Here is a 22,393-nt window from a genome sequence, read left to right on the forward strand (position 1 = left end):
GCCCTCACTGGGGCGGTGACGCGAAGGACAGGTGAGGGATGAGTGAACCCGCCGCCGCCGGACCGCCGCACGGTCGCCCAACCGCCCTGACAGCGCCCCCGCGCCCCCGCTCCGGCCCTGAACGGGCCTCGTCCTCGAACGCCGGACGGGCTGACCGACACCGACCACGGTCGACCCGCCGCCCTCCGTGCCCCCGCTCCCGCCGCTTCCCACCCCTCCGCTGATCGAGCGCACTTCCCGCCCCACCCGGAGCGCCTGCTCCCCACCCCCGCCCCCACCCGGCATGGTCATGTGTTCATGCGACTGTTTCCGAGACCGCGCCGGCACCACCGCACCCCCGCCCCCCTCTGCCTCGCAGCAGCCGCCGCCCTCCTCTCCGCCCCCGTCCCGGCGCACGCCGCCGCCCTTCTCCCCGCGCCCGTCCCGGCGCACGCCGCCGCCCTTCTCCCCGCGCCCGTCCCGGCGCACGCCGCCGCCCTTCTCCCCGCCCCCGTCCCGGCGCACGCCGCCGCCACCCCGGTGCCGAGCCCGGTGGTCACACTGGCCCCCAGTTGCGCCGCCCCCGACAGCCGCGCCTTCCCCCTCACCAGCCGCATCCACGGCGGCCCCGACGCGTACACGGCCGGCGGGGGATACGCGACCTGGTACCTGGACCTCACCAACACCACCGACCGCCCCTGCGCGGGCATCCACCCGGTGGTCGTCCTGGTGGACGAGAAGCGCACGCTGAAGCCCTCCCAGGCGCGCCTGGAGTTCTACGACGGCACCCGCGCCGAGCCGCACCCCGTCCGCTTCGTGGCGACCGACCGGGACGAGCTGGTGGGCGCGTTCGACGACGGGTTTCCCGGGTTCACGGTCGGCCCGCAGGGGACCGTGAGGGTGAAGGTGCGCCTCGCGTTCACCCCGGACGCCCGGCCGAACCAGGTCACGGCGACCGCGGCCGTCGTGCAGCGCCGGGAGGACGACGGGGACTGGGTCGGGCAGTCGAACGACTACCGCTTCGGCATCGGCACCGTTCCGGGCGAGACTCCCGCCCCCGAGGGCGATCCCGAGGCGTCCCCGGAGGCGGAACCCGACGCCTCGCTCTCCCCGGGGCTGCGGGACACCACCCCCTTCCCCGGCCGCGCCGACGAGCTCGCCGCCACTGGCCCCGTCCTCCTCGCCCACGGCGCCCTCGCGGTCGCCCTGCTCTTCCTGGCCGGCACGGCCCTGTACCGCGCACGGGGGCGCCGCGCCTGAGCGCCCCGAGGCGCGGCCCGATCGTCCGCCGGACGAGCGGCCGGCCGGTGCGGCACCAGGAGCCCGGTCACGGGTACCAGGTGATCGACGGGGTCAGGATCACCACCTCCTGACTACGCTGGGGGCGTCGGTACGCCGTGGTTCCGGCGCCCCCGAGTACATCCGCACGTACGCCAGGAGTTGCAGCACATGGCAGACCGCAGGCCCATCGAGTCGTGGCTCACCGACATGGACGGGGTTCTGATCCACGAGGGCGTCCCCATTCCCGGTGCCGACGCCTTCATCAAGAAGCTGCGCGAGTCCGGCAAGCCCTTCCTCGTCCTCACCAACAACTCGATCTACACCCCGCGCGATCTGCAGGCCCGCCTGAACCGCATGGGCCTTCAGGTGCCGGTCGAGAACATCTGGACCTCGGCCCTGGCCACCGCCAAGTTCCTGGACGACCAGCGCCCCGGCGGCTCGGCGTACGTCATCGGCGAGGCGGGCCTGACCACCGCGCTGCACGACATCGGCTACATCCTCACCGACCACGAGCCGGACTACGTCGTCCTCGGCGAGACCCGCACCTACTCCTTCGAGGCCATGACCAAGGCGGTCCGCCTGATCAACGGCGGCGCCCGGTTCATCTGCACCAACCCGGACGAGACCGGCCCGTCCACCGAGGGCCCGCTGCCCGCCACCGGCGCGGTCGCCGCGCTGATCACCAAGGCGACCGGCCGCAAGCCGTACTTCGCGGGCAAGCCCAACCCGCTGATGATGCGCACCGGCCTGAACGCGATCGGCGCCCACTCCGAGACCAGCGCGATGATCGGCGACCGGATGGACACCGACGTCCTGGCCGGCATCGAGGCCGGGATGCAGACGTTCCTCGTGCTCACCGGCCTGACCCGGCCCGAGCAGGTCGAGGACTTCCCGTACCGGCCCTCGCACGTCGTGGACTCGATTGCCGACCTCGTGGACCTCGTCTAGGGGTCTCCGCCACCGGGGTCAACCACCCGGGGGGCGAACGCCACCCGTTCGGACCAGTCCGGCCCCCGCTGAGGATGCGGGACCGGGCCGCGCGGGGGAGTCTCCAGATGTCTGGAGGTTCACGATGAGTTCTCTGCGACTCACTCTCAGTACCGGCGTCCTGGCCGCCACCGCCGCGCTCGCGCCGGCCCCGGCCCATGCGACGGACGGCGGAGAGCACGTCAGCCCGTCCTCCCCGGCGCCCGGCGGCGCGATCGCGCTGCGGGGCACCGGGTGCCCCGGCAGGACCGGCACCGCCGCCTCGGACGCGTTCGTCTCCGCCGCCCGGCTGACGGTCGCCGACGACGGCGCGCTCGCCGGGGAGACCCAGGTCCGCTCCACGGTCCGCCCCGGCCCGTACGACGTCAGGATCGTCTGCGGCGAGAAGTCTTTGAAGACCCGCTTCACCGTCGGCCTCGCCGCCTCCGCGGACCCGGCGGCGCCCACCGCGCCCGACTCGGCTGCCCTCGACCCAGCGGCGCCCATCGCACCCGCGTCGCCGGCCGCCCCGAACCCGATGACGCCCACCGCGCCCGCCTCGCCGACCGCCCCGGTCCGTGCGGGCGGCGGCGGCACCGCGCACCTGGCGGCCGTCGACACCGACTCCACCGGACCGGGGGCCGCCCACGCGGTCACCGGACTGCTCCTCGCGGCCGGCGCCGCCGCGGTCGTCATGACCGGCCGCGCCCGCCGTGGCCGCAAGGCGGGCTGACCATGTCCGACCGGGAATACACCACGGGCACCGGACGGCTCATCGCCGGCGTGGCCTGGGCGGTACTGCTGCTCGGGCTGTGGCTGTGGGGCCGCGAGGCGACCGATGTGGGGCACGGCATATCCGGGCCGAAGACCGGTGACATGGCGGCGGTCGGGCGTCCCCCGGACGTCCGGCTGCCACCCGCCCGCAGCCCGCTCGGCGAGGCGCTGCCCCAGCGCCTCGACATCCCCGGGCTCGGCATCCAGGCACCGGTGGTCGCCCGCGGCCTCGACGCCCAGGGCGCCGTCGACCCGCCGCCGTACGACCAGCCGGGCGTCGTCGGCTGGTACGCGGCCGGCGCCGCACCGGGCGCGGCCGGCACCGCGGTGATGGTCGGCCACGTCGACACCGAGACCCGGCCCGCCGTCTTCTACAAGCTCAGCGCCCTGCGCGCCGGACACACCGTGCGGGTCGTCCGCGACGACGGCACGGTCGCCGAGTTCACCGTCGACGACATCCAGGTCGTCACCCGCGACCGCTTCGACGCCCAGCAGGCCTACGGGCCGCGCAAGGACGGCCGCGCCGAACTGCGGCTGATCACCTGCGGTGGCAGCTTCGACAAGGCGAGCCGCAGCTACACCGCCAACGTGATCGTCTCCGCGTACCTCACCGGCACGGTCCTCTGACCCGCCTCGGCGACTTGTGCCAGGATTGAGCCGGGAACAGCGCTGCACCCGAGGGGGAGTGGGATGTACGGCAGCAGGGGGGCGGCCGGAGTGCGGGCGACCGCGGCGGTGCTGGGGGCGGCACTGCTGATCGCGGGATGCTCCTCCGACGACGAGGACGAACCCGCGCACGGGGCGGCGGCGGGCATCACCCAGCAGCCCAAGAGCATCGCCCCGTTCTGGGTCAACCCGGACGGCAACGCGGCCCAGCAGGTCGCCGCCTACGAGAAGGCCGGCAAGAAGGCCGAGGCCGGGCAGATCCGCAAGATAGCGCAGCAGCCGACCGGCGAGTGGATCAGCCCCGAGAACCCCGAGGAGCAGGCGCGCGGCTTCACCGAGGCCGCCGCCCGGGCCGACCGCACCGCGCTGCTCGTCCTCTACAACATCCCGCACCGCGACTGCGGCCAGTTCTCCGGCGGCGGCGCCGCCGACGGCAACGCCTACCGCGCGTTCGTCGACCGCGTCGCCCAGGGCATCGGCGACCGCCCCGCGGCGGTGATCCTCGAACCGGACGCCGTCCTGCACATGGTCGACAACTGCACGGCGCCCGAGTACCACGAGGAGCGCTACGACCTGCTCAAGGGCGCCGTCACCACCCTGAAGTCCCTGAAGAACACCAAGGTCTACCTGGACGCGGGCAACGCCGGCTGGGGCCACCCCGACCAGATCTTCGAACCCCTCAAGCGGGCCGGCATCGACCAGGCCGACGGCTTCGCCGTCAACGTCTCGAACTTCTACACGACCCAGGACTCCATCGCCTACGGCAAGGAACTGTCCGCCAAGGTCGGCGGCAAGCCCTTCGTCATCGACACCAGCCGCAACGGCAACGGCCCCTACACCGAGGGCAACCCCGACGAACGCTGGTGCAACCCCCCGGGCCGCGCCCTGGGCGAGACCCCCACCACCGAGACGGCCGACCCCCTGGTCGACGCCTACCTCTGGATCAAACGCCCCGGAGAATCGGACGGCGAATGCAAGGGCGGCCCGAAGGCGGGCGAGTGGTGGCCGGACTACGCCTTGGAACTCGCCCGGGCATCAAGGGGTTAGGGGCGCGGGGAACTGCGCGAAGTACCACAGCGCTCCCGCACCCGACAACGAATCCGCGGGAGCGCTGCGGCACCCGACAACGACCCCGCGGGAGCGCTACGGCACCCGAACCCACTGCGCCTCGGACGGCGTCCCCTGCTCGTCGTCGACGAACAGCATGTACCACCCCGCCTGCACCAGGTTCCGGTTCTCCGGCACCGTCACGGTCACCTTGTCCCCGGACGTCGTGAAGTCCAGCGCGATGGACCGCTGGTCCACGTCCGTCACATGCGTGGACGCGCTCGGCCGGATCAGCCGCACCTTCTTGATGGACGAGGCGTGCGACGAGGTGAACGTCCCCGACTCCCCGCGCTCGATCGTCTGCGGCCCCCCGGACAGCGAGGGCCGCGACCCGCGGAACAGATACGGCGGCCGGTAGATCTCGATCCGCTGCTCGAACTTCCCCGGCTTGGTGTTCGCCTTGTCCGCGAACAGCGAGTCGGAGCCGAAGAACATCACGGACCCGTCCGGCAGCAGGATCGACCCGGAGTGGTAGTTCCGCCCGACCAGGGGGTCGGCGACCCGCTCGAAGGAGTTGCCGTCCGGGTGGTAGAGCCGCGCCTCCAGAATGTTGGAGTCGCCCCGCCCCCGGTAGTCCTCCGAGCCGCCGGACACCAGCACGCTGTCGTCCGGCAGGATCGACGCCTGCGGGTAGCGCGTGCCCTTGTCCAGCGACGGCCCGTCCACGAACCGCGGCCGGTCCGCCTTCAGATCCACGATCCGGGTCTTCTCGCTGGACAGCTTGGACTCGCCGACCCCGCCGCCGCCGATCACCATGTACTTCTCGTCCTGCGCGGGCGGCAGCAGCACCGTCCCGGAGGTCTCCAGCCGGTCGGCGTCGCTCATGCCGGGGATCTTCGTGAACGTGTTGCGGTCCACGTCCCAGACACCGGGGTCACGCCCCACGTCGTCCGGGCCGTAGCCCGCGTTGGACCCCGAGTAGAAGATCTTCCCGTTCTGCATCAGGAACAGCGCGGGATACGTCGGGAACTGGCGGACCTTGCCGGTGTACGCCCACTTCTTCGTCTTCGGGTCGTAGATCTCGTTCTTGCCCGGCACCAGCTGGCCGATGTCGTCCAGCCCGGAGACGCTGAGGATCTTCCCGTCGCTCAGCGTGGTGAGCGTCGGGTACCAGCGGGCCTCCTTCATCGGGTCGACCTTGATGTACTTCTCGGCGACCACGTCGAACTCGTAGGCGTCCCGGATGCCTTGGAAGTCCTTCTTGTCCAGGGCGAGTTTCTGCGCGATGCCGTAGGTGTTGCGGGCGTCGGCGCCGGTCAGGCCCTGCACGCGGTAGTTGTCCTGCGTACCGGTCTCGTACTTCGCGCCGCTCTTCTGCGCCTCGACGTAGATACGTCCGAGGCCCGGGTCGTTGCGCAGGAACCGGCCGGTGGCCGGGTCGAACACCTTCTTCGCGCGCGGCACCAGCACCGGGTCCTGGGAGACGAACGTCTTGCCGTTCTCCTTGCCGGTGAACTCGGTGCCGGCGGGCAGCGTGATCGGCTTGTCCGGGTTCTCGTTGTGGACGATCATCAGGCCGCCGGCCTTTGTGACGTCACCCTTGAGCTTCTCGTACCGCTTCGTGCCGCCGGCGATGAGCAGGTTGCCGTTCGCCAGCTGTGTGTGCCCGGTGCAGAACAGGTCGTTGGGCGTCGGCACCTTCTTGATGGTGCCCTTCACCGGGTCCCAGATCCGGGTGTCGTACTTCTTCGCGTCGAAGTTGTCCTGGTTGTTTCCCGACCCCGCGACGAGCAGCACCTTGCCGGTGCGCAGCAGCGCCGCGTGAATGGTGTTGAGCCGGTATTCCTCGGGAAATTCGACGATCTCCCAGTGGCCGTTCTCCGCTTTGTACTCGGGTCGGTTGATTTGGTACTGGTGGTACTTCTCGGTACCGAAGCGGTAGAGCCACGGTCCGTTCATCCCGGCCAGCGCGACTACCACCGCCGTGCCTATCGCGAATCGACGGGCGCGGCGGCGGCCGGCACGGTCTTTCATTCCTTACGTCCCCCAAGTCCACCAAGGGCGATCTGCATGGTCTGGTCGTTGTCCCCGTCGTTTCCCGCGTCGGCGCCGGCCCAGGTGGGCCGGGGCTGCGGGGCGTGCGGCGCGGCGGGCTGCTGCGGGACGGACTGCTGCTGCGGGATGGGCAGCGGCTGCGTCCGGTGCGGCTCGGCGGCGGCCCGCGCATGCCTCGCCGCGGGCTTCTTCCTGGCCTGCCGCAGTTCATGACGCCAGACGAAGACGGGGAAGGCGGTGATCAGCATCGCGAACATCGCCCAGACGACCATCGCCGGGTGGGCGTTGCCGAGGACGAACCCGGCGACGATCGAGGCGCCGAAGATCACGATGAAGTACCAGTGGTACCGGAAGGTGCCGAGCCAGCGGTCCGGGCTGGCCGAGTCACCCTTGGGCGTCACCACGAACTTGCTCTTGCGGCGCAGCACGGAGTCGATCAGCGCCTTGGCGTACAGCGGCGCGGACAGCGCGGACATCACCATGCCGGCGACACCGCCGGAGCCCTCCGGCTCGTGCGGCGAGACGTTGTGGCGGCGGTTCCAGATGTACAGGCCGATCTGGAGCGCGGACGCGTTGCCGTAGAGCATCAGCCACACGGTCGGGTCGATGTTCACACCCGAGGCGCCCAGGCCCAGGAACAGCGCGCAGCTGAGCGCCGCCAGGATCCAGTTCAGGGCGGACATCGGGTAGAAGATGATCATCATCGTGTAGTTGAAGAGCTTGCTCGGCGGCAGCGAGTACCAGCCCTTCCAGTACTGCTTGAGGATCGTCTCGTACGTGCCGCGCGACCAGCGCATCTGCTGGGTGAAGAAGTCCGTCCAGGCGCTCGGGCCCTCGCCGACGGCGAGCACGTCCGGGGTGTAGACCGACTTCCACTTCCGCCCGGTCGCCGGGTTCTTGTGGCGGTGGATCTCGAAGCCGGTGGCCATGTCCTCGGTGATCGAGTCGTACAGGCCGCCGATCTGCTTGAGGGCCTTGATGCGCACCGCGTTGGAGGTGCCGACGAACATGGGGCCGCCGTAGCGGTTGCCGGCCCGCTGGATCAGCGCGTGGAAGAGGAACTGCTGCGACTCGGCGGCCTTGGTGACGAAGTTGTCGTAGTTGCCGTACACCTGCGGGCCGATGACGAAGCCGACGTCCGGGTCGCGGAAGAAGCCGAGCATCCGCTCCAGGTAGTTGGGCAGCGGCACGTGGTCGGTGTCGACGGAGGCGAAGTAGTCGTAGTCGTCGCCGTGCGCGTCGAGCCAGGCGTTGTAGTTGCCGTGCTTGGTCTTGGCGCGGTGCGGGCCCTTGGCCTGGTTCCACTTCGCGACGCCCTTGCGGGAGAAGTGGCGCACGCCGAGCCGGGCGCAGACCTCCTTGACCTCCGGGTCGTCGCCCTCGTCGAGCAGCCAGACGTGCATCACGCCCCGGTGGCGGATCCGCACGGCCGCCTCCAGGGTCTTCGTCACCATCTCCAGCGGCTCCTTGCCGGGCACGAAGGAGGTGAGGAAGGCCACTCTGGTGCCGGTCTCCGGGACCACCGGGACCGGGTCGCGGGCGACCAGCGTGGCGTGCGCGTTGGACACCACGTTCATGCAGCGGAAGAACTCGATCAGACCGATCGAGACCAGCATCACGACGTCGAGCGCGGGCAGGAAGTCGTACGCCGGGTAGTCCCGCTCGGTCCAGTGCTCCGGCTGGAGCAGCCAGACCAGCAGGACCACCGAGAGCACCGGCGCGGCCATCAGCATCAGGGCCACCCGTATCCGGTGCGGCTCCTGGGAGATCAGGGAGCGGTACTGCACCGTGTACGGCTTGTTCGGGTCGGGCTGGGTGAGGGGACCCGCGAGCCGGCTGTAGTGCTCGTAGTCGTACTTCGGCAGCGTCTTCTTGATGCGCCGGAAAGTCCCGGTGGTGCCCAGCCGGTGCCCCGGCACCCTCAGCTGAGTGGTCTGGGACGGGTCGAAGTTCTGCCGGGCGCCCGTCGGCGTCGACGTCATGAGTCATCCCCCCACACGCGGGTCAGCGCGTGTCAGTCGGTTCCTTCGCCCGTTCCGGTCCCCCTCGACCTTCCCGGGCGTGTCAGTGGTGCGCCGCAGTTCACCACATGGTCCACACCCTATAGACATGGAACTGCGAGCTTCCGGTTGCATGATGCCCCCCTCGGCATCGCTCCATGAACCGGGGCCTCCTTCTCCCCGCCGCATCCGGCAACCGGATTTCCCTGCCCCCCAATTGGCGCGTATCCGCGGCCTCTTGAGAGCCAGGGTTCTACGGCGTTCAGCATGATCGCAAGACGCGATACACGGTATTTACCGGCTATACGCGCTCATTGGTGCGCATGATGGCTTCTGCTGGTGCGCTTGTGGCCAGTCGTGCACGAATGCGTACGGATGGCGAAGGTGTTTCGTTCAATGCCTCGGCGTGCTTCTTCCCTGTCTTTGGTGCACGCCCCGCACCACACCTTCGATCATCCGTGCGAACGACAACGAAAAGGCCCCTCGCCTGAAGCGAGGGGCCTTTTTTCGTCTGTGCGCCGCCAGGGACTCGAACCCCGGACCCGCTGATTAAGAGTCAGCTGCTCTAACCAACTGAGCTAGCGGCGCCTGCTGACGTCGATAACTCTACAGGACGTCCGGGGGTGCTCCCGACCGCTCGCCCTGTGCATGACAGTCGCCGGTCCGGGGTCAGGCCCGCCCGTACATCATTCGGACCGTCAACATGCGGGCCCCGGCGACAGTTGTGAAACTGATCAACGTGCACAAGTGTGGACATTCCCGCCAGGAGTGTGAGGGGAATCGCATGGAGACTCCGGTTTTCGCAGAGCTCGATCCCCCGCGCGACTGCGACTGCCCCGGCTGCGTCACCGCGCGCCGCGCCCTGCCGCCCCCTCCCGGGGGCCGTTCCCTCACCCCCCGTGCCGTGGCCGTCACCGCCGCGACGGCGGCCGCTCTCGCCGCGGCCCCCACCCCGGCACCGGCCCTCGCCGCCCCGCACGCCCCCCAGCACCCCGGCGTTCCCGCAGGTGACGAGCCCGAGACCCCCCAGGGGAGCAAGGCGCCCCTGCACGGCCCGGCGGGCAAACCGGCCACCCCGAACCTCCCGGCGAAGGCGCCCGCCACCACCCGGGCGGAGATCATCCGGCGGGCCAAGACCTGGGTCGCGGCGCGAGTGCCGTACAGCATGACCCGGTACTGGTCCGACGGGTACCGGCAGGACTGCTCCGGGTTCGTCTCCATGGCGTGGGGCCTGCCGGGCAACGAGTGGACGGGCACCCTGCACCAGTACGGCGTGCGCATCGGCAAGGACGAGCTGCAGCCCGGCGACATCCTCCTCTTCCACAATCCGGCGGACCCCGAGCGAGGCTCCCACGTGGTGATCTTCGGCGGCTGGACGGACTACACCCGCTCCTTCTACATCGCCTACGAGTCGACCCGCCCGCACGCCCGCGGGCAGGCCACCCCCTACGCCTACTGGACGAACTCCGACCGCTATGTCGCCTACCGCTACAAGGGGCTGAAGGCGTCGGGCACCCCGGGCGCCCAGCCGGGCGGAGCGGCCGGGGGAGGCGGAGGGGTTGGGGGAGGCGGCGGTGGCGGCCCGGTGGCCACGCCCTTCCCCGGTGTGGCCTACTTCGGCCCCGGCGCGAACAACCCGTACGTCACCCTGCTCGGCCGGATGCTGGTCCAGCGCGGCGCCGGGCGCTTCTACACCTCGGGGCCCGGACCGCGCTGGACCGAGGCCGACCGCAGGGCGACCCAGGCGTTCCAGCTGGCCCAGGGCTGGACGGGCGCGGCGGCGGACGGGCTGCCCGGGCCGAAGACCTGGGACCTGCTGATCAGCGGCCGCGGCCGGAACGTCACCGCGGGGACGGCGGGCGCGTCCGGGGCGCAGACGGGGCGGGTCCCGGCCTTCCCCGGCCGGGCGATGTTCCGGCCGGGCGCCCGCAACGAGTACGTCACGCTGCTCGGCCGGCAGCTCGTGAAGAAGGGGTTCGGCCGGCACTACACCACCGGGCCCGGACCCCTCTGGGGCGAGGCGGACCGGCGCAACGTCGAGGCCTTCCAGCGCGCCCAGGGCTGGCGCGGCGGCGCGGCGGACGGCTACCCCGGCCCGGAGACGTGGCGCCGGCTCTTCTCCTGACCACCCGTACGACCACCTCGTACGCCCACCCCGCACGACCCCGGTACGGACGACCCGTACGGGCCCATCTGTGACGCATCTGGCGCGGAGGCTGGAGGCACGCATGAGTACGACCCCCGCACACACACCCGACCCCGGCGGCACAGCCCGCCCGGGTCGCCTCATCCAGAACGAGGCGACCACCGAGATCCCCGTCCACCTGCTCTTCCGGGACGACCCCGACCCGGCGCCGGTGCCGCTGAGGCCGGCCGTGGTCGGCCGCCGGCAGGGCACCGGCGAACAGCCGCGGCTGCGGCGCCCGGCACCCGCGCGGACCCGGCCGGTGCCCGAGGTCGACCCGGAGCTGGCCGAGCGGCCCGCCCGGGTGCTGCCCGGCGCGGTGGGCGTGCTGGCCGGCACGGCCGGGGCGGCCGGCGCGCTGGCCACCTCCTGGTGGGCGGGCACGCTGCCGCCGCTCGCGGTCGCCGCGCTCGGGCTGCCCGCCGCGGCGCCGGCCGGCCTGGGCCCCGCGCAGTGGGCGGCGTACGCCGGGGCCGGGGCGCTCGGGCTGTTCGGGTTCGGCGGGCTGGCCCGGGGCCGGACCGGGCGGGCCTGGGTGCTGGACCTGTTCGGCCGCTACCGGGGGACCGTCCGCCGCACCGGCCTGCTCTGGGTCAACCCGCTGCTGCTGCGCCGCCGGGTCGACGTGCGGCTGCGGCACTGGCGCAGCGAGCCGATGCCCGCCTCGGACGGCAGCGGGGTGGCGCTGCGGGTGGTGGTGCTGGTGGTGTGGCGGGTGCGGGACACCGCGCGGGCCGTGCTCGGGATGGAGGACCACGAGGGCTATCTGCGCGAGTGCGTGGAGGCGGCGCTGGCCCGGGTGCCGGTGGAGACGCCGGGCGGGGGCGGCTCGGTGCCGGCCGCCGCGGAGACGCTGACCCGGCTGGTGGCGACGGACACGGCACCGGTGGGCCTGGAGGTGTTCTCGGTGCAGCCGGTGCGGATCGAGTACGCCCCCGAGGTCGCCGCCGCGATGCACCGCCGAAAGATCGCCGCGCTGGACGCCCAGCACCGGGCGAGCGTGCTCTCCTCGGTGGTGGACTCGGTGGAGGACACGGTGACCCGGCTGACCATGCGCGGCCTGGTGGAGCTGGACGACTACGAGCGCAAGGCGCTCGTGAAGGACCTGACGGTGGCGTTCTGCGCGGGGCGGGGGGAGACGGGCGCGTGACCCCGGTGAAGGGCGCGCGTGAGCCGGGGGGTGCGTGACCCTCGCGGGCGCGTGTCGCGCAAGGGGGTGCCGGGACGCGCCTCACTCCGCTATTGGTATGGACATGTTCAACTATCGGCAATAGTCTGGGACTTGGTCTAGACCTACGTGCACCACTGCACGGCTCACCGAACCTCCCCCACATCCCCGAGGAGCGGCAGCATGCGCACCAAGACCAAGTTGTCCGCGGTCGCGGTCGGACTGGCGACGACCGGAGCCCTCGTGCTCTCCTCCGGCGCGGCCACCGGCCACGGCTACACCGACCTCCCCATCAGCAGGCAGAAGCTGTGCCAGAACGGCACGGTGACCAACTGCGGCGCCATCCAGTGGGAGCCGCAGAGCGTCGAGGGCCCCAAGGGCTTCCCCGCGTCCGGGCCCGCCGACGGGCAGCTCTGCTCCGGCAACAACACCCGCTTCGCCCAGCTCGACAGCCCGAAGACCCCCTCGGGCGGCGCGTGGCCGGCCACCAAGGTCACCGGCGGGCAGAGCTACACCTTCCGCTGGCAGTTCACGGCGATGCACGCCACGACCGACTTCAAGTACTACATCACCAAGCCGGGCTGGAACCAGAACCACAACCTGTCCCGCTCCGACCTCAACCTCACGCCGTTCCTGACGGTGCCCTACGGCGGCCAGCGCCCGCCGCAGACCCTCTCGCACAGCGGCACGCTGCCGTCCGGGCTCAGCGGACGGCACGTGATCCTCGCGGTGTGGACGATCGCGGACACCGGCAACGCGTTCTACGCCTGCTCGGACGTCACGTTCTAGACGGCAACGGAAAGGGCCCCCTCGCTCTCGCGAGGGGGCCCTCTGCTGTGCGCCGCCAGGGACTCGAACCCCGGACCCGCTGATTAAGAGTCAGCTGCTCTAACCAACTGAGCTAGCGGCGCATGACTCTCGCCTTCCGCTTTTCGCGGCCGGCGACGAAGAAAATACTACCTGGTCCCCGGGGGTGCTCGTGACCACCGGGGACCAGGGCGAAGAGCGCGCCAGGCGGGACCCCCTGCGGGGTCCCGCTAGATCGCCAGGGACAGCAGGACCGGCGCCGCGTTCCGGTTCAGCGTCTCCGCCGCCTGGCGCAGCCGGTGCGCGTGCTCCACCGGCAGGGACAGCGCGAGGCAGCCCACGGAGGACCCGGCGGTGATCGGGACGGCCGCGCAGACCGTGCCCACCGCGTACTCCTGGAGATCGAGCACCGGCACCGTCGGCGGCTGCGCCTCCAGGCGGGAGAGCAGCAGCTTGTCGCTGGTGATCGTGCGCGAGGTGAGCCGCGCCATCTTGTGCCGGGCCAGATGGTCGCGGCGGCTGTTGTGGTCGAGCTGGCCGAGCAGGCTCTTGCCGACCGCGGTGGCGTGCGCGGAGTAGCGGAAGTCCACCCACTCGTTGACCGCGGGCGTGGCCGGGCTGTCGGCGCAATGGGTGATCCGGACCTCCCCGTCGACGTAACGGCTGATGTAGACGGCGGCGCCCACCGAGTCGCGCAGCCGGTTCAGGGTGTGCTGGAGATGGTCCCGCAGGGCCCGGTCACGGCCGTGCGCGGAACCCAGGCGGGCGAGGGCGGCGCCGGTGACGTACGCCCCGTCGGCCACCTGCTCGACGTATCCCTCACGACGCAGCATCCGCAGGAGGGTGGTCAGCCGCTCCGTGTCGAGGCCGGTGTGACGGGCGATCTCGGTGTCGGTGACACCGGTGGAGTGCCGGGCCACCGTCTCCAGGACGCGGAGGGCGTCCTGAGCCGAGTGGTACGGCGCGGTCGGCTCGTGCTTCAGCGCCACGGTTTCCCCCTGTGCGCTCAGTCAATGTGCCGTGACCCGCTGTTCGGATCCTCTCCACGATAACCGGCAAGAGGCCGGTAGTGAGCGGCTGTTGACGAGAATCCGCCCCTGCCGGCTGAGGGTCGGGCCGGTGGCATATGTCGGCGGCAAGGGCTGTCCGGGCCGGGCGTCCGGTTCGCCCGCTCGCCGCGGCTCAGTGCCCCGGCACGTACCCGCGCTGCTTGTCGACCACGTTGAACAGCGGCCGGTTCGCCGCCCAGCGCTCGAACAGCTCCACGAACTGCGCGCCCAGCTCATCCAGCCGGCCCACCGTGTCCCCGCTCATGTGCGGCGACACGATCAGCCCCGGCACCCGCCACAACGGGCTGTCCGGGCCGAGCGGTTCGGTGGCGAAGACGTCCAGCGCGGCCCCCGCGAGCCACCGCTTGGCGAGCGCCGCGGCCAGCGCCTCCTCGTCCACCAGGGCGCCCCGGCCGACGTTCACGAACCGGGCGGACGGCTGGAACACCCCGAAGCGGCGGGTGTCGAACATGCCACGCGTGTCGTCGGTGAGCGGGGCCGCCGCGATCACCCAGTCGGCGCGCGCGAGCAGCCGGTCCAGGTCGTCCGGGCCGTGCACGCCGGTGCGCGGGGTGCGGCCGACGATCGCCGTACGGATGTCGAGCGCCTTCAGCAGCCGCGCCACCGTCCGGCCCACCGGCCCCGAGCCCACGACCACCGCGCGCGTGCCCGCCACCCGCTGCGTCTCCCGGTGCCGCCACTCGCCGCGCCCCTGCGACTCCAGCGTGCGCGGCAGGTCCTTCGCCATCGCCAGCACCAGCGCGGCCACGTACTCGGCGATGGGCTGCTCGAACACCCCGCGCGCGTTCGTCACCACCGTGTCCGACGCCGTCAGCTCCGGGCACATCACATGGTCGACGCCCGCGCTCGCGGTGTGCACCCAGCGCGGCCGGGGCCCCTCGCCCGGCCACACCTCGCGCACGGCGTGCGAGGTGAAGTCCCACACGAGCAGCGCGTCGGCCTCCGGCAGCCGGGCCGCGAGCCCCGCCTCGTCCGTGTGCACGATCCGGGCCCGGCCGGTGAGCCGGCCCAGCCGGGGCGGCGGGTCGGCGCCCAGCAGGACGAGCAGGGTGGGGTCGGTCATCGGCAGCCGTCTCTCCCAGCGGCTCGGCGCCCACCGGCGGCGTCCGGCGTACGCCGGTTCGCACCGGCGGCGCCTGACGCACGCCGGCTGTCCGCCGGCGGCATCCGACGCGCACCGGTCCTCACGGGCGGCGTCTGACCTGCGGCGGTTCTCGGGGGCGCGTCGGACATGCGCGGATCCACCACGCTCGCACCCGGACCCGGCGTCGTCAACACGGCCCCCCGCACGCCGCGTTGTCCGCGCCCGCGCCCCTTCCCGTCCCGCACCCGCGGGGACGGGCCGCGGATCCCGGTGATCTCGGCCAACCAAGTGACGATGTGGGCGGCGGCGCGCCGACGGGGTACCCGAGCCGTGGAGCCGTACCAGGCTCTGCCGGACGAGGAGGCGCGCACACGGCCTCCCCGCTCCGCCGGAACACCCCCCGTGCTGCCGGAAGAACAGCAGGAAGGCTGGACATGACCGCACTCGGATTCCTCTACCCGGGCCACTCGGCCGAGGACGACTATCCCCGTATCGAGCAGCTGCTGGGCAGTGACATCCGGGTGGACCTGGTCCACACGGACAGCGGCGAGGACGCCCGCCGCGAGGACGCGCTGCGCGTGATGGGCTCCCCGGAGCGGCTGGCGGCGAGCGTCCAGGAACTGCGGCACGCCGGCGCCGAGGCCGTGGTGTGGGCCAGCACCAGCGGCAGCTTCGCGTACGGCTGGGAGGGCGCCCACGAGCAGGTGCGCGGCCTCGCCGTGGCCGCCGGGATGCCGGCCTCCTCGACCTCCTTCGGGTTCGTGCACGCGAGCCGTGAGCTGGGGCTGCGGCGCGTCGCGATCGGCGCGACCTACCCGGACGACGTCGCCGGACTCTTCGCGGACTTCCTGCGCGCGGCCGGACTGGAGCCGGTCGCCGTGCACGCCGCCGGGATCACCGCCGCCGTAGCCGGCACCTGGGGCGAGGCCGAGCTGTTCGCGCTGGCCCGCGCGGCCGACCACGCGGACGCCGAGGCGGTCCTGCTGCCGGACACCGCCCTGCACACCGCCTCCCACCTCACCGCCCTGGAGAAGGAGCTGGGCAAGCCGGTCCTCACCGCCCACCAGGTCTCCGTCTGGGAGGCGCTGCGCCTGACCGACCGCCGGGTGAACGCCCCCGGCCTCGGCGCCCTCTTCACCCGGGAGCCGATCGTCCAGGTCTGAGGCCCGCCCCCGCACGAGCGGGCGTGCGCCCGCACGAACCCCTGCGGCCTCCTTGCGCGGGCGGGGGAGAATGGGAGTGGTCCGGCCGCGATGTCGGGGGGCGGGCCAGCCGATCCGTCCGTCAGAGGAGGACACGACATGGCGGAGCCCACGCCGCGTCGCCACGAACCGCGGCTACGCCCCGCGCCCCTGCTCTTCGAGCCGGCCGAGGCGGCCGGCGACCCGGAGCACTTCTTCGATCTGGAGTCCATCGACGACCCGCGGGAGCTGCTGGCGCGGGCGACCGAGCTGACCCAGGCGTTCCGCGCGGCGGCGGACCGGGCGATGGAGTTCCAGGCGATGGCCGCGGCCCAGCTCGCCGACCCGCGCCGGTTCGACCGGCTGACCGCCGCGGACATCGCCGACCGGGCGGAGTGGACCGAGGACTACGCCAGGAAGATGGTCGAGTTCGGCCGCGATCTGCTGCGGGGGGCGGACGAGCCGGGGCCCGACACGGTCTGAGCACCCCGGTCCGGGCGCCTCGCCCGAGCACCCCGGTCCGGGCGCCTGGCCCCAGCATCTCGGTCCGGGCGCCTGGCCCCAGCATTCGGCCCGAGGCCCCTTCGAAGCCCCCGGCCCGATCGTCCGGAGAGCGGCCCCGTTCGGGCGCGTGCCCGCCCGGTGATCCGCTTGGCATATGCCAGGCGGGCAAGATACCCGCTCGCTCCCTCTCCTGTCCCCGTTTCCGGCAACTCTGTGGAACGGAACGTGTACAACCGGTAGACCTGGGTGACATGAGCAGCAGCACAGTCACCGCCGACGGAGTCGACTGGCTCGTCTCGGCAGGAACGTATCCGCGCAGCACCCGTGCCCTGTGGGAGGAACGGCCCGACGCCCCGGCCGTGCTGCCCTGCGGCACCGCCTTCGACGTGGTGAGCGCGCCCGCCGTCTTCGGGCGCCGCATGCTCGACCGGCTGTGGGAGGACGGGCCGGGCTCGGGCCCGGTGGCCGCCTTCCGGGGCCGCGTCCTGCTGTTCGCCGCGCCGGGCACGGCCCAGCGGCTGCCCTCGCTGATGGAGTGGGAGGAGTGGAGCGGCCACGGACGCACCGGCGAGATCCCGCCACTGCTGTGCCACGGCACCGGGGACGCCGTCACGGTCCCCCCGCTGGCCGGCCCCCCGGCGGCGGGCGTGGCCGCGGAGGCGCGCTGGATCGTCGCCCCCGACACCCGCCATCCCTGGCTGCCGGGCCCGGAGGTGCTGCTCTGGGCGGCCGTCCGGGTGGCCCGGGCGGCGGTGCGGATATCGATTTCGCCTCCCGCCGACCAGGATGCTAAGGTCTACGACGTCAGCAGGCGCCGCTAGCTCAGTTGGTTAGAGCAGCTGACTCTTAATCAGCGGGTCCGGGGTTCGAGTCCCTGGCGGCGCACTAGCGATTAGGTCGCTGACCTGGGCGTTCTCGGTATCGAGAACGCCCTTTCGCTTGTCCGGGGTCCTGCCCGCCGTCCCGTCACCGCAGTGGCGAGATCTTTACGGTCCAAGCTCCCGAGGGCGTCCGGCCCTCCACCTCGACGCGCACGTTCTCGCCGGGCACGGTGAAGCTCTCCCCGACGTCGACGGGGGCGTCGGCGAGCGCCGGGTAGACCGAGTTCTCCCAGCAGGCCTCCGTCTCCGGGTGGGCGTCGATCACCTGCACCGGACCGCCCCCGGAGGCGGCGCCGCTGCGCACCCGGTAGACCAGGACGCCCTGCCGGCAGGCGGACCGGTCGTTGCCGACCGCGCCCCGCGCCTCGAAGGCGAGCACGCTGTCGGGGCCGGTGCGCACCACCGCCAGCTTGGTGCCCCGCCCGGAGCCGAAGACCGGCGCCCCGGCGGCCCCCGTCACCGGCACGTCCGGTCCGGCGCTCAGCGACTCCAGGGTCAGCCGGGTCGGCTCACCGCCCGGCACGCACACCACCTGCCGCTCCTCCAGCCAGCCCAGCTTCCACTTGTGCCAGCCGAAGAGGTCGGGCGCGAGGCCGAACTGGCTGCCCATCAGGTCCCAGTCGCCGACGTGGGTGTCCCAGTCGCCCTTGCCGTCCGTCGGGCGGTGGTAGAGGTCCGGCAGGTCGAAGACATGGCCGGTCTCGTGGGCGAGGACCAGCCGGTCCGGCGGATGGTTCTCGAACACCGTGACGACCCGGCGGATGTCCGTCCCGTCGGCCCGCAGCGGCGATTCCAGGTTGACCACTTTCGTGGCGTCCGAGTCGACACCGGGCGCGTGCGGATCGGCGACGAAGTAGACGACGTCGTAGCGCGAGAAGTCGACCTGCCCGTCGGCCGCGGCGAGCGCGTCGCGCAGATAGGCGGCGCGGTGCGAGGCGGTCCAGTCGCGCTGTATGGCGTACGCCGTCGAGGGGCGCGGCATCCGGATCCAGTGCCGCAGTGGATGCGGGCGCAGCGTGAACCGGCCGTAGGACGCCTGCGCGAAATAGCGGCTGGTGGCGGGGAAGTGGTCGGCCGTCAGTTCCGCGGGCGTGGTCAGCGGCGCGGAGTCCGGGAAGGACAGGAAGATCATCACCGCGTCCAGCGCGCGGGTCGGCCGGGGATAGGCGGCGTTCCAGGTGTCCAGGCCCTCCGAGTGGTGCGCGTCGGTGCGTTCCAGGGAGCACGGCGCCGCCGAGAAGGGGCCGGCGACCGAGGGCCCGGTGACCAGGGAGGTGGCGGCGAGAGCCGTCAGGGTGGTGAACACGGCCGCGGTGCTGCGCAGTCGGGCGCGCGGGAGCGGACGCGGCACGGGAACCTCCGGATGCGGTCGGGGGGACACCGCATCCAGCCTGTGGCAGATTGTCGTACTGCGTCCTGTTTGTCTGGCCCGGACGAGTGAGGCGGGCGACCGGTCCGATCGGTGGCACCCCCGAAGTGCTCACGGAACGTCACCACTGGTCGTGAGGTCGAAGAAGGCGTCCAGGCGTGAGCAGAAACGATCCGCCCGCGAAGTGGGTATGTCCTGAGTGGCGGGCAGTGGCTGGAAGGGCCGGAGGACACCCTCTATGATCGGCACACTTTCCTGCGCGGACGACGATCGAGTGCACTGCGGGAGCGAGCGGTGAGCGGAACCTCCGAAGGGCCGACGCCCGCGGCAGACCTCATCCGGCCGACGGTCACAGAGAGTGACGCAAAGGCGTCGGGTGGTACGGACGCTGTCGCCTTCGTGCCTCCACGCCCGGACCGGGACCCGGACGCGGCCGCGGACCCGGCGGGCGGCGACGCCGCCTCCTACCGGTCCGCGTTCACCGCGGCGCCGCTCGCCATGGCGGTCGTCGACCGCGACGGGCGGATCGCCACGGCCAACGACACCCTCGCCGACCTGTTCGGCGGCCCGCCCGGCGGACTCGTCGGACGCGTCGCCGCCGACCTGCTCGACCTCTCCTCCGACCCGCGCACCTGGCACGCCTACCGCGAGGTGCTGCGCGGCCGGCAGGCGAAACTGCGCTGCACCCGGCGGCTCAAACACCCCGACGGACACGCCGTCTGGGCGCAGATCACCGTCGCCCCGCTCGCCGACGGCACACCCGGCGTCCTGCTCTCCGTCACCGACATCAGCGCCCGCCGCGAACTCCAGGCGCAGCTGAGGCACTTGCAGATGCACGACCCGGTGACCCGGCTGCCCAACCGCACCCTGTTCTTCGAACGCCTCTCCGCCGCCCTCGACACCGAGGCCCACACCCGCGGCGGCACCGGCCGGATCGGCCTGTGCTACCTCGACCTCGACGGCTTCAAGGCCATCAACGACACCCTCGGCCACCGCGTCGGCGACCGGCTGCTGGCCGCCGTCGCCGAACGGCTCACCCGCTGCGCCGAGGAAGCCGGCTACACCCGCTCCGGCGCGCCCCTGGTCGCCCGGCTCGGCGGCGACGAGTTCGCCCTCCTCGTCGAGGACTCCACCGGCACCGAACAGCTCGCCGACCTCGCCGAGTCCGTCCTCACCGCGCTCCAGGCCCCGTTCGACCTCTCCGGGCAGCGGCTCAGCGTCTCCGCCTCCATCGGCGTCGTCGAACGGCAGGCCGCCGGAACCACCGCCACCGGGCTGATGCAGGCCGCCGACACCACGCTGTACTGGGCGAAGGCCGACGGCAAGGCCCGCTGGACGCTCTTCGACCCCGAGCGCAACGCCCACCGCATGACCCGCCAGGCCCTCGCCTCCACCCTCCGCCCGGCCATCGACCGCGGCGAGTTCACCCTGGAGTACCAGCCCCTGGTCGGCATGGCCGACGGACGGCTCAGCGGGGTCGAGGCACTGGTGCGCTGGAACCATCCGCAGTTCGGCACCCTGACGCCGAATCGGTTCATCGGACTGGCGGAGGAAGACGGCGCGATCGTCCCGCTCGGCCGCTGGATCCTCGCCACCGCCTGCCGCCAGGCCCGCCGCTGGCAGCTCGAACACCCCGACGAGCCGCCCATCTTCGTCAGCGTCAACGTGGCCGTACGCCAGGTCTGGGACTCCGACCTGGTCGCGGACGTCGCGGAGACCCTCGCCGATACCGGCCTCGCCCCGCACCTGCTGCAGCTGGAGCTGACCGAGTCCGCCGTGATGGGCTCCTCCGGCCGCCCGCTGCGCGCCCTGCAGGCCCTCAGCGACATGGGCGTACGCATCGCCATCGACGACTTCGGCACCGGCTACTCCAACCTCGCCTACCTCAGCCGGCTGCCGGTGTCCGTGCTGAAGCTGGACGGGTCGTTCGTCCGCGGCTTCCAGTACGAGGACAGCGGCGCGCACGCCAGCCCGGCGGACGAGGTCATCGTCGAGGCGATGATCCAGCTCGCCCACCGGCTCGGACTGACCGTCACCGCCGAGTGCGTGGAGACCTCCGCGCAGGCCGGGCGGCTGCGCCGGATCGGCTGCGACACCGGCCAGGGCTGGCTCTACTCCCGGCCGGTGGCGGCGGATCGTATCTCCGAACTGCTGGCCTGCCCGGCCGGTCAGGCCGCCGGCAACCCGTAGGCGTCCGCGATGAGTTCGTAGCTGCGCACCCGCACCTCACCGGTCGGCGTGCTCGCCGTGATCATCAACTCGTCGGCGCCGGTGCGCTTCTGCAGATCGTCCAGGCCGGTACGGACCTCGTCCGCGGTGCCGTGGATGACGTTCGCGCTCCACTGCTGCGCGAACTCCCGCTCCAGCGGCGAGAACTCGTACGCCTCCGCCTCCTGGGGGCTCGGCACCAGTCCGGGCCGCCCGGTGCGCAGCCGCACCATGCTCAGCACGGCCGCCCGCACCTCGCGCCGCGCCACCCGCTGCTCGTCCGCGGCCAGCGCCGAGACACCGATCAGCGCGTACGGCTCGGCCAGCACCCCGGACGGCTTGAAGGACTCCCGGTAAAGGTCCAGCGCCGGGATGGTGTTCTGCGCCGAGAAGTGGTGGGCGAACGCGAACGGCAGGCCCAGCAGGCCCGCCAGCCGGGCGCTGTAGCCGGAGGAGCCCAGCAGCCAGATGGGCGGGCGGTGCGGGGACTGCACACCGCCGGGGGAGGTGCCCTGCACGGGGCCCGGGACGGCGTGGATGCGCCGGTAGGGGTGGCCGTCGGGGAAGTCGTCGTCCAGGAAACGGGTCAGCTCGGAGAGCAGCCGGGGGAACTCGTCCGCCGCCTCCTCCGGCCGGTCCGTGCGGCGCAGCGCCGCCGCGGTCGCCCCGTCCGTGCCGGGGGCGCGCCCGAGGCCGAGGTCGATCCGGCCCGGTGCCATGGCCTCCAGGGTGCCGAACTGCTCCGCGATCACCAGCGGCGCGTGGTTGGGCAGCATCACCCCGCCCGAGCCGAGGCGGATGCGGCTGGTGTGGGCGGCGAGGTGGGCGAGGATCACCGCGGGCGAGGACGACGCGACGCCCGGCATCGAGTGGTGCTCGGCGACCCAGTAGCGGTGGAAGCCGCGGGACTCCGCCAGCCGGGCCAGGGCGACGCTGGTGCGCAGCGCGTCCGTGGAGGTGTGGCCGGCGCCGACCGCGACCAGGTCCAGGACGGACAGCGGGACGGGGGCGGAGCCGTGGGCGGTGCCTTGGATGCCGTCGCCTTCGCCGGTGCGGGTCTCGGCGTCCCGGGTGTCGTCTGCCGCCACGGTGGGGCCTCCTGCTCTCGTCGCCATGCGGTCGGGCCATGGGCGTCAACGGGAGGTGGCGGGGGGTTCATTCCCTGGTG

Annotated in this window: 18 protein-coding genes, 3 tRNA genes and 1 pseudogene; 14 read left to right on the plus strand and 8 right to left on the minus strand. The window is 72.4% G+C overall.

Annotated features, from left to right (window positions below):
• Positions 1 to 297: 297 nt before the first annotated feature.
• From AB0K92_RS09625 to AB0K92_RS09645, 5 genes are all read left to right on the plus strand, one after another.
• On the plus strand, positions 298 to 1,239 hold the full coding sequence (locus AB0K92_RS09625) for a hypothetical protein (protein ID WP_365921049.1): 942 nt from the start codon (positions 298 to 300) through the stop codon (positions 1,237 to 1,239).
• A 189-nt stretch (positions 1,240 to 1,428) separates the two neighbouring features.
• Positions 1,429 to 2,208, plus strand: coding sequence for an HAD-IIA family hydrolase (locus tag AB0K92_RS09630; protein WP_365921051.1), 780 nt, complete (start codon positions 1,429 to 1,431; stop codon positions 2,206 to 2,208).
• A gap of 124 nt (positions 2,209 to 2,332) precedes the next feature.
• Positions 2,333 to 2,959 (plus strand): hypothetical protein, encoded by a 627-nt coding sequence (locus tag AB0K92_RS09635; RefSeq protein ID WP_365921053.1) that lies wholly within the window; start codon positions 2,333 to 2,335, stop codon positions 2,957 to 2,959.
• Between the two features lie 2 nt (positions 2,960 to 2,961).
• Positions 2,962 to 3,627 carry a class F sortase gene (locus AB0K92_RS09640; protein WP_365921055.1) on the plus strand — a complete coding sequence of 222 codons (666 nt, stop codon included), beginning with the start codon at positions 2,962 to 2,964 and terminating at the stop codon, positions 3,625 to 3,627.
• A 63-nt stretch (positions 3,628 to 3,690) separates the two neighbouring features.
• Positions 3,691 to 4,713 carry a glycoside hydrolase family 6 protein gene (locus AB0K92_RS09645; protein ID WP_365921057.1) on the plus strand — a complete coding sequence of 341 codons (1,023 nt, stop codon included), beginning with the start codon at positions 3,691 to 3,693 and terminating at the stop codon, positions 4,711 to 4,713.
• Positions 4,714 to 4,809: 96 nt separating this feature from the next.
• On the opposite strand, the gene AB0K92_RS09650 is transcribed toward AB0K92_RS09645, so the two are convergent.
• The 3 genes from AB0K92_RS09650 to AB0K92_RS09660 form a co-directional block, all read right to left on the minus strand.
• The gene (locus AB0K92_RS09650; protein WP_365921059.1) at positions 4,810 to 6,747 is read right to left on the minus strand and encodes a kelch motif-containing protein; all 1,938 of its coding nucleotides are present in this window, start codon (positions 6,745 to 6,747) and stop codon (positions 4,810 to 4,812) included.
• Entirely contained in the window at positions 6,744 to 8,750 is a 2,007-nt protein-coding gene (locus AB0K92_RS09655) for a glycosyltransferase family 2 protein (protein ID WP_365921061.1), read from the minus strand. The genes AB0K92_RS09650 and AB0K92_RS09655 overlap by 4 nt, the downstream gene beginning before the upstream one ends.
• A 532-nt stretch (positions 8,751 to 9,282) precedes the next feature.
• A tRNA-Lys gene (locus tag AB0K92_RS09660) sits at positions 9,283 to 9,356 on the minus strand.
• 196 nt (positions 9,357 to 9,552) lie between these two features.
• Here AB0K92_RS09660 and AB0K92_RS09665 point away from each other — a divergent pair.
• From AB0K92_RS09665 to AB0K92_RS09675, 3 genes are all read left to right on the plus strand, one after another.
• Positions 9,553 to 10,893, plus strand: coding sequence for a peptidoglycan-binding protein (locus AB0K92_RS09665; RefSeq protein ID WP_365921063.1), 1,341 nt, complete (start codon positions 9,553 to 9,555; stop codon positions 10,891 to 10,893).
• A 103-nt stretch (positions 10,894 to 10,996) separates the two neighbouring features.
• Positions 10,997 to 12,103 (plus strand): SPFH domain-containing protein, encoded by a 1,107-nt coding sequence (locus AB0K92_RS09670; protein WP_365921065.1) that lies wholly within the window; start codon positions 10,997 to 10,999, stop codon positions 12,101 to 12,103.
• Between the two features lie 201 nt (positions 12,104 to 12,304).
• Complete coding sequence (locus AB0K92_RS09675) at positions 12,305 to 12,910, plus strand: lytic polysaccharide monooxygenase (protein ID WP_365921067.1); 606 nt, start codon at positions 12,305 to 12,307, stop codon at positions 12,908 to 12,910.
• Positions 12,911 to 12,958: 48 nt separating this feature from the next.
• On the opposite strand, the gene AB0K92_RS09680 is transcribed toward AB0K92_RS09675, so the two are convergent.
• The 3 genes from AB0K92_RS09680 to AB0K92_RS09690 all read right to left on the minus strand — a co-directional run bounded on the left by AB0K92_RS09680 (position 12,959) and on the right by AB0K92_RS09690 (position 15,061).
• Positions 12,959 to 13,032: transfer RNA gene (locus AB0K92_RS09680), tRNA-Lys, on the minus strand.
• A gap of 126 nt (positions 13,033 to 13,158) precedes the next feature.
• Complete coding sequence (locus AB0K92_RS09685; protein ID WP_365921069.1) at positions 13,159 to 13,917, minus strand: IclR family transcriptional regulator C-terminal domain-containing protein; 759 nt, start codon at positions 13,915 to 13,917, stop codon at positions 13,159 to 13,161.
• Positions 13,918 to 14,110: 193 nt separating this feature from the next.
• On the minus strand, positions 14,111 to 15,061 hold the full coding sequence (locus AB0K92_RS09690; protein ID WP_365921071.1) for a D-2-hydroxyacid dehydrogenase: 951 nt from the start codon (positions 15,059 to 15,061) through the stop codon (positions 14,111 to 14,113).
• Between the two features lie 282 nt (positions 15,062 to 15,343).
• Between AB0K92_RS09690 and AB0K92_RS09695 the strand changes: the two are divergent.
• The 5 genes and pseudogenes from AB0K92_RS09695 to AB0K92_RS09715 all read left to right on the plus strand — a co-directional run.
• Positions 15,344 to 15,520: pseudogene (locus AB0K92_RS09695) on the plus strand (decarboxylase); the annotation flags it as partial.
• The gene (locus tag AB0K92_RS09700; protein ID WP_365921073.1) at positions 15,517 to 16,245 is read left to right on the plus strand and encodes a decarboxylase; all 729 of its coding nucleotides are present in this window, start codon (positions 15,517 to 15,519) and stop codon (positions 16,243 to 16,245) included. The pseudogene AB0K92_RS09695 and the gene AB0K92_RS09700, both read left to right, overlap by 4 nt.
• A 138-nt stretch (positions 16,246 to 16,383) precedes the next feature.
• Entirely contained in the window at positions 16,384 to 16,746 is a 363-nt protein-coding gene (locus AB0K92_RS09705; RefSeq protein ID WP_365921075.1) for a hypothetical protein, read from the plus strand.
• A 272-nt stretch (positions 16,747 to 17,018) separates the two neighbouring features.
• The gene (locus AB0K92_RS09710) at positions 17,019 to 17,588 is read left to right on the plus strand and encodes a bifunctional DNA primase/polymerase (RefSeq protein WP_365921077.1); all 570 of its coding nucleotides are present in this window, start codon (positions 17,019 to 17,021) and stop codon (positions 17,586 to 17,588) included.
• Positions 17,579 to 17,652: transfer RNA gene (locus AB0K92_RS09715), tRNA-Lys, on the plus strand. Before AB0K92_RS09710 ends, AB0K92_RS09715 begins: the two co-directional genes overlap by 10 nt.
• An 81-nt stretch (positions 17,653 to 17,733) precedes the next feature.
• Here AB0K92_RS09715 and AB0K92_RS09720 read toward each other — a convergent pair.
• On the minus strand, positions 17,734 to 18,999 hold the full coding sequence (locus AB0K92_RS09720; RefSeq protein WP_365921079.1) for a M6 family metalloprotease domain-containing protein: 1,266 nt from the start codon (positions 18,997 to 18,999) through the stop codon (positions 17,734 to 17,736).
• Positions 19,000 to 19,311: 312 nt separating this feature from the next.
• Between AB0K92_RS09720 and AB0K92_RS09725 the strand changes: the two genes are divergently transcribed.
• The gene (locus AB0K92_RS09725; RefSeq protein ID WP_365921081.1) at positions 19,312 to 21,207 is read left to right on the plus strand and encodes an EAL domain-containing protein; all 1,896 of its coding nucleotides are present in this window, start codon (positions 19,312 to 19,314) and stop codon (positions 21,205 to 21,207) included.
• Here AB0K92_RS09725 and AB0K92_RS09730 read toward each other — a convergent pair.
• Positions 21,186 to 22,340, minus strand: a complete 1,155-nt coding sequence (locus AB0K92_RS09730; protein ID WP_365921083.1) for an LLM class flavin-dependent oxidoreductase — start codon at positions 22,338 to 22,340, stop codon at positions 21,186 to 21,188. The two genes, AB0K92_RS09725 and AB0K92_RS09730, sit on opposite strands and share 22 nt — an antisense overlap.
• Between the last annotated feature and the right edge of the window lie 53 nt (positions 22,341 to 22,393).

It is taken from the genome of Streptomyces sp. NPDC052687 (assembly GCF_040678395.1).
Classification (GTDB): Bacteria; Actinomycetota; Actinomycetes; order Streptomycetales; family Streptomycetaceae; genus Streptomyces.

Coding starts and splice junctions, on each gene's coding strand:
- AB0K92_RS09625 (WP_365921049.1), top strand. CDS start 298: ATGCGACTGTTTCCGAGACCGCGCCGGCACCACCGCACCCCCGCCCCC.
- AB0K92_RS09630 (WP_365921051.1), top strand. CDS start 1,429: ATGGCAGACCGCAGGCCCATCGAGTCGTGGCTCACCGACATGGACGGG.
- AB0K92_RS09635 (WP_365921053.1), top strand. CDS start 2,333: ATGAGTTCTCTGCGACTCACTCTCAGTACCGGCGTCCTGGCCGCCACC.
- AB0K92_RS09640 (WP_365921055.1), top strand. CDS start 2,962: ATGTCCGACCGGGAATACACCACGGGCACCGGACGGCTCATCGCCGGC.
- AB0K92_RS09645 (WP_365921057.1), top strand. CDS start 3,691: ATGTACGGCAGCAGGGGGGCGGCCGGAGTGCGGGCGACCGCGGCGGTG.
- AB0K92_RS09650 (WP_365921059.1), bottom strand. CDS start 6,747: ATGAAAGACCGTGCCGGCCGCCGCCGCGCCCGTCGATTCGCGATAGGC.
- AB0K92_RS09655 (WP_365921061.1), bottom strand. CDS start 8,750: ATGACGTCGACGCCGACGGGCGCCCGGCAGAACTTCGACCCGTCCCAG.
- AB0K92_RS09665 (WP_365921063.1), top strand. CDS start 9,553: ATGGAGACTCCGGTTTTCGCAGAGCTCGATCCCCCGCGCGACTGCGAC.
- AB0K92_RS09670 (WP_365921065.1), top strand. CDS start 10,997: ATGAGTACGACCCCCGCACACACACCCGACCCCGGCGGCACAGCCCGC.
- AB0K92_RS09675 (WP_365921067.1), top strand. CDS start 12,305: ATGCGCACCAAGACCAAGTTGTCCGCGGTCGCGGTCGGACTGGCGACG.
- AB0K92_RS09690 (WP_365921071.1), bottom strand. CDS start 15,061: ATGACCGACCCCACCCTGCTCGTCCTGCTGGGCGCCGACCCGCCGCCC.
- AB0K92_RS09700 (WP_365921073.1), top strand. CDS start 15,517: ATGACCGCACTCGGATTCCTCTACCCGGGCCACTCGGCCGAGGACGAC.
- AB0K92_RS09705 (WP_365921075.1), top strand. CDS start 16,384: ATGGCGGAGCCCACGCCGCGTCGCCACGAACCGCGGCTACGCCCCGCG.
- AB0K92_RS09710 (WP_365921077.1), top strand. CDS start 17,019: ATGAGCAGCAGCACAGTCACCGCCGACGGAGTCGACTGGCTCGTCTCG.
- AB0K92_RS09730 (WP_365921083.1), bottom strand. CDS start 22,340: ATGGCGACGAGAGCAGGAGGCCCCACCGTGGCGGCAGACGACACCCGG.